Below are 6,171 nucleotides of genomic sequence, written 5' to 3'. Positions count from 1 at the left end.
ATACAAGAGATATTGGACAATCTTTTTTTAGAGCCTCTGTCGGATTCAATCGATGAAGCGATGGAGGAGTTAAAGGGTGATCCCAAACTCCCAATATTTGCGCTATTTGTTAAAAAAATCTACGCTTTTGAGTATGCACCGTTCAGTGAGTGTGCAAAAGAACTGGGTATCGAAAAAGCATCATTAGGTGTCAAAAATTATCCTATCACAGATCAGATCAAAAAGACAATCGAGGCATTGGGCGGTTATTTCAGTGTGGTAGATGAAGCGAAAGAAAAGCAGTTTGCTGAAGTCGTCGAGGTGTTTCGTATACTACTGAACATTATCAAATCCCGATACGATGAAGCAATGCGCGAAGATGGGAATACCGATTTTGATACGATCATCCAGCACGCAGCTGCTATTATCGCACAAATACAAAGCGATTATAGATACATCATGGTCGATGAGTTCCAAGATACCAATGCCATACAGTGGGAGATTGTCAAACGTGCCGGAGAATATGCCAATTTGTTTGTGGTAGGGGATGAGAAACAATCTATTTACGCTTTTCAGGGCGGGGAGATCGAGGTATTCCATAACGCTATCAAAGAGCATTTTAACAGCTCACCTGTCTCTATGAGCCAAAATTTCCGAAGCGATAAAAAGATCATTAGCTTTGTAAATACCCTTTTTAAATCTATTTTTGCTCCTGAGGAGTTAGAACGAGGCAAACGTCTCATCGCCGTAGATTACGAAGCATCGCATCAGGATCTCGAATCGATGAGCAAAGAGGAGGGGAGTGTATCGTTTCTCGTCATCTGTGCGAATGATGAAGAGAAAATGGCGGATACGGAAGCTGGTAATCTTGCCCTCTTTGTTAAAAATATTCTTGAACGTGATGATTTTTACCCCGATATTGCCGAAAAAATACGGGAGAATAAACCTGCTATCGCCATCGTATACGATGCCAAAAGCAAAATGTTGCAGCTGAAAAATGCCCTGTATGATTTAGGGATAGAGTGCAAGGTGAGCGCGAGTGAAAGCTATTATGCAAAAGAGGAGATTAGTGATCTCTTTTTTGTCCTCAAATCGATAGCACTATTGCGACGAGAGGGTGAAGTTGGCGAATTGAGTGCAACACAAAAATACTATCTCGCTGGAGCATTGCGATCAAAGATTATCCGATTCAGCGATAAAGAGGTTCATGATCTATTTAATGATGCAGTATCATTAGAGTGGTTTGTACCGTGGTGCGAAAAGAGTCGTAGCTTATCGCTTCATCATCTCATCCAAGAGCTTTTACGGGTAAATAATGCCTATAGTGCGTATGCACAGCTCGATAACTATGAACAGCGTCTTGCCAATATCGAAGAGTTATTAGCCGAAGCCATTGCTTATGAGAGTGTCCATGGCTATGATTTGGATGGGTTTGTCCATCGGCTGAAGCAGCACATCTTTCATGCCCAAAGCGAAGAAGATGAAGCGTTTTATCGCTCAACCACCGCCGGCTCGATTGAGCTTTGCTCCATACACTCGACCAAAGGGTTGGCGTATCCGATGGTGATTGTTGCTGATAGTGCCAAAGCACTCACATCTCAAGTGACTGCTGAATCGATCAAGTTTAATACCTTTAAAGACACGATGAACGATCATTATAATCTTGTGGGATTCAAAATCGATGAGTATGAACCCCTCTCGCTTCGCCTTCTCAAAGAGGTGGATAAGCGTAAACACATGGCGGAGAAAAAACGGCTCTATTATGTAGCCCTTACACGTGCTCAAAATCATCTCATCCTCTCGGCTAATCTCAAACCGACAAAAGATGGAGTGGGAAGTATCAAAAACTCTTATCTGGAGATGACACTTCAAGCGATCGGCATTACGAAAGAACAGATGTTTCATAAGTCGATAAATCATTGCCCATATGATTTGTATTATCGTGATGATTTATACGATTACCCATCTGAAGAGATTGTAAAAGAGCTTGTCAAGTCTCCGACGTTATCACCGATAGCGTTTGAGGCTAAAATGGATCTTTCCGCTACAATTGATCTATGATAGCTGATCCAAGTGAATTGTACGGAAAGTTTTTAGAAGCTAGACTTGTTAATAATTTAGATTGGGATGAATATAGAATAATGGAGAATTTGAAGAGGAATAATTAATGAGTTAGTATGATTGAAATCAGGTATCACATAGGTATCACTTCAAAAATGAAAAAAGCTCGAAAATCTTTTTTGAATTGCTTTTGAAATTCAAATTTTGTTGGTTGCGGAAACAGGATTTGAACCTATGACCTCGAGGTTATGAGCCTCGCGAGCTACCGTGCTGCTCTATTCCGCGACAAAAAAGTGTTTGTAAAAGTAAGTGGTTTAAATATTAGAAGAAATAATATCTAGTTTTGGTTGCGGAAGCAGGATTTGAACCTACGACCTTCGGGTTATGAGCCCGACGAGCTACCGGGCTGCTCTATTCCGCGGTGTTAAAAGTTGACAGTGGTGGATGGGGTAGAAGGACTCGAACCTTCAATCTACAGTACCAAAAACTGTTGGCATACCATTTGCCTATACCCCAACATTGTGTTGTGAGGCCGAAATTATAGACACTTTTAGCTTATTTGTCAAGTGTAGCGATTTTAAGGAGTCTAAAAAAGATTATTTTTTTGTTTGTGATAGTTTTTTAATCCTTTTATCTTATAATTGCTTACTATATTATGCAAAAGAGTTTTTATGTCAGCAATGCAACGGGTATTAGACGCTATCGAAGAATTTAAAAAAGGTCGTATGGTCATCATGGTGGATGATGAAGACCGTGAGAATGAGGGTGATCTCGTTTATGCTTCGGTTTTTTCGACTCCCGATCATGTTAATTTTATGGCAACGCACGCAAAAGGTCTCATCTGTGTAGCGATTAATCCGGCGATTGCTAAACGGTTGAGTCTGGAGCCGATGGTAAGATCAAATACATCGATGCATGAAACTGCGTTTACGATCTCTGTGGACGCTACAGCAGCGACGACCGGTATTTCGACTTACGAGCGTGATATGACGATCAAAATTCTCGCCAACCCTATCTCACACCCCTCTGAACTGGTAGCACCGGGACATATCTTTCCTCTCATCGCTAAAGAGGGGGGAACGCTGGTTCGTATCGGACATACGGAAGGTTCCGTTGATCTATGCCGACTTTCTGGTTTGGCAGAATCGGCGGTTATCTGTGAAATCATGAAAGAAGACGGAACGATGGCACGTCGTGATGATTTGGATCTCTTCGCTGCGAAACATGATCTGAAAACAGTCTATATTTCCGATATCGTTGAATTTCGTCTTGCGAATGAAACGTTGGTGAAAGCGGTATCCGAAGAGGAGATTGAATTTTTCGGTGTTCATGTCAAAAAGTACGAGTTTGCCGATCATCAGGAGAACCGCCATACGGCAGTCGTGTTTTACAAAGCAGGTGAGAGCGCGAATGTAAAAGTACATAATGTCGTTCCTGACATCGATCTGCTTTTAAATCAAAGTAAATACGGCCATTTGATCGATTCGATCAACTATCTCAAACACAACAGCGGTGTTTTGCTCTTTATCAACAAACCGCATCATCAACATATCAATATGAAAGAGTACGGGATCGGTGCTCAGATTTTAAAATCGTTGGGGGTTAAGCATATGAGACTGATCGCTGAATCGAAGGTTTCGGATTTTGCAGGGTTAAGCGGGTTTGGGTTGGATGTTATCGAGACGATAAATCCAACTGAAGGGGAAGAATAACCCCCGCTCAGTTTTCCCTTACCATCCTACGGATGCTTTAGAGGTTGTTTTACGAATCTCTTTTTCATCTGCCCATAGAACTTCACCGCTTTGTGGATTGACTAACTCCATCGAAATATTGTAATAAACATCTTTCATACTGTCATTGGCTTTTTTAATCGAGCGGATGTTTCCGGTAACGATGTAATCGGCTGAATCTAGATTTTTGTTGGTCTCTTTTCCTGAGTGTCCCAGTGCAAACTCACGCTCATCATGGACATCATCGAGATTGGCCTTATCCGCTAAAAAACGTACTTTTCCCGATTTGAGAAGTTTGATACGAATTTTATCGGTGATCACTTTGGTATCGATGTGCTCATAGGTGAGATTGTTTATAGTACGCAACCGTACTTTTGGGGTTTGATGGGTGTTGGAAATAAATCGGCTCTCCAATAAGGACTGGGTCATCGATTCCGCTGTTGTTTGCAAATCGGTTGATCCAAAATCGGCGGTGAGTGTTTCTACTGCTTTGGCATCGCCGTATTTGACATTGGAATCATATCCTACCATCCCAGCGCCGCCTGGGGTAGCGCACCCGTTAAATAACAGGGTCATTGCACTGATACTGAGCAAAAGTGAAGTTTTCGTTAATGTGGTCATTCTCAATCCTTGGATTATTTTTTTTCGGGTACGGATACAATGATCTTATAGTTCGAAACATTCGGGATGCCCGATGTTTCGACGATCTGAACGGTTTGGTTTTTGTGGATCGTGATCGGTTTCCATGCAGTTGCTTCGATCAAAACGCCATTTTTATCAAACCATTCGACTTGGTACACAAATCCTTCTACTTCGTCAAAATCATCGTTTGCGAGATTGGCGATCACTTTGAGTATCGAGCCTTCTTGGATACTTCGGTGTTCAACGATATCAATACGTTTTTCACCGATAATACTAACATTTTTGGATGAACATCCGCTAAAGACTATTAACGCTAATGCAATAGCACACACGGAGAGAAACGGGGTTTTAATAGGTAACATAATGGATCCTTACATTGTCTTGAGTTAAATAATCGACCAGTATAACGGTACCTTTTTTATCGGTTGGGAGGACGACAGTCTTTTTGTTTTGGTTTAGCATGATATCGAGTGTATCTCCTTTTTTGGCTTCAAATTTAGTAATATAGCCCGAATTTGGGAGCAGTTCCCAGTTGCGGTAATCTTTATCGACATAGCTACTCCCTAAATCCATACTAAGTGAAGCGATTAGCCCTCCCAATGGACCGAATTTATCGGTGATTTGTTTGGCTGTTACGGCTCGGGTGGTGGCTCTTACTACCCCTTTGGCCAGATCGGAGGGAAGTTCATCTTTGAGAGTTTTATACGCCATGATATTGGATTTTAAGAGCCTCGGAGGCTGTAGACGCATCGTAGAGGTGGAGATGGAGAGGGAAGAGAGATCGTTGATCGGCAGGGTATAAGAGGGGAGGTCAAGACTGGTGTATTCAGCCGCATGAAAAATAGGGAAGCGAACTCGCTCGATTTTTATCGCGGGCGCTTCTCCTGAGAGAACAATGACGGTAACGTTTAGAGTAGATGATTTAATCGGGAGAGCTGATGATTTAACAAAAACCTTGGATACCTCAGGATTGAGTGCCAATGCCCGTTTAAGACTGATAGCAGAGGCATCTCCCGCAGCGGCTGATAAACCTGAAATATCGAGAATAATACTGCTAAGGGTATAGGAAAAGGGGTCTTGGTAGTTGTTGGCCATAGATCGGACATCGGGATCTTCGAGCAGTGAACCCATCGAATAGCCAGATGGGATAGAGGAGACATCGCTTCCTTGCCGCTGTGCTTGACGCTTTGCATCAGCGGCATCTTTGATTTTTTCTTCGCTCTCTGTAAGCCAGAATTCTTGACGTTGTTCCATCCGCCGCATCTCTACAGCAGCTCCCTCAAAATCACCGAGCATAGTGTAGTTAAGGGCATTAAGGGTATGCATGAGAGATCGTTCGTACCCTTTCCCATAATAGGTTTCAGCACCTTTGGAAAGAAAGGTTGAACCGAGGAATGAACCGGCATTACGAATACTTACTTTGGCTCTGTTTTCGTATTCATCTAATATTGCGTACGCTTTCTCAAAGGATTGTATAGAGGCATTAAAATCACCATTAGCTTGTTGAAGTCGGGCAAAATTAAGCCAATACCAAATTTTGTCACTCTTGGAAGTATCATTGCTGAGGGTGGATAGAGCTATGGAAAAACTATTTTCAGAAAGAGAATTTTTTAGTTGCGTTGAAGAGAGGGATGCGGCAAAGGTAGATATTTCAATAAAAATGAGTAAAAAAAAGATGATTTTATACAGTTGTAAATACTGGGAAGTCATACTCTTAATTATAGGGATTTAGTATTAAAAAGAGTTGAGGGTTTTATGA

The 6,171-nt window shown here is 41.9% G+C and carries 5 protein-coding genes and 3 tRNA genes; 2 read left to right on the top strand and 6 right to left on the bottom strand.

Annotated elements, in window-relative coordinates:
- The coding region (locus tag WA010_RS04120; RefSeq protein WP_422555888.1) for a UvrD-helicase domain-containing protein at positions 1–2,040 on the top strand (2,040 nt) is incomplete at its 5' end.
- A 208-nt stretch (positions 2,041–2,248) separates the two neighbouring features.
- Here WA010_RS04120 and WA010_RS04115 read toward each other — a convergent pair.
- From WA010_RS04115 to WA010_RS04105, 3 genes are all read right to left on the bottom strand, one after another.
- Positions 2,249–2,325: transfer RNA gene (locus tag WA010_RS04115), tRNA-Met, on the bottom strand.
- Positions 2,326–2,384: 59 nt separating this feature from the next.
- Positions 2,385–2,461: transfer RNA gene (locus tag WA010_RS04110), tRNA-Met, on the bottom strand.
- Positions 2,462–2,481: 20 nt separating this feature from the next.
- Positions 2,482–2,556: transfer RNA gene (locus WA010_RS04105), tRNA-Gln, on the bottom strand.
- Between the two features lie 155 nt (positions 2,557–2,711).
- Here WA010_RS04105 and WA010_RS04100 point away from each other — a divergent pair.
- Positions 2,712–3,752 (top strand): bifunctional 3,4-dihydroxy-2-butanone 4-phosphate synthase/GTP cyclohydrolase II, encoded by a 1,041-nt coding sequence (locus WA010_RS04100; RefSeq protein WP_422555887.1) that lies wholly within the window; start codon positions 2,712–2,714, stop codon positions 3,750–3,752.
- An 18-nt stretch (positions 3,753–3,770) separates the two neighbouring features.
- Here the strand turns inward: WA010_RS04100 and WA010_RS04095 are convergent, their stop codons facing one another.
- From WA010_RS04095 to WA010_RS04085, 3 genes are read right to left on the bottom strand one after another with little or no spacing between them, the layout of a single operon-like run.
- Positions 3,771–4,391: a penicillin-binding protein activator LpoB gene (locus tag WA010_RS04095; RefSeq protein WP_422555886.1), complete on the bottom strand. Its 621-nt coding sequence runs from the start codon at positions 4,389–4,391 to the stop codon at positions 3,771–3,773.
- A gap of 14 nt (positions 4,392–4,405) precedes the next feature.
- Complete coding sequence (locus tag WA010_RS04090) at positions 4,406–4,774, bottom strand: DUF1425 domain-containing protein (protein WP_422555885.1); 369 nt, start codon at positions 4,772–4,774, stop codon at positions 4,406–4,408.
- Positions 4,761–6,122: a hypothetical protein gene (locus WA010_RS04085; RefSeq protein WP_422555884.1), complete on the bottom strand. Its 1,362-nt coding sequence runs from the start codon at positions 6,120–6,122 to the stop codon at positions 4,761–4,763. Before WA010_RS04085 ends, WA010_RS04090 begins: the two co-directional genes overlap by 14 nt.
- Positions 6,123–6,171 lie beyond the last annotated feature (49 nt).

Source organism: Sulfuricurvum sp. (genome assembly GCF_049305995.1).
GTDB lineage: Bacteria > Campylobacterota > Campylobacteria > Campylobacterales > Sulfurimonadaceae > Sulfuricurvum.
This window is presented reverse-complemented; position numbering and strand designations above follow the sequence as displayed.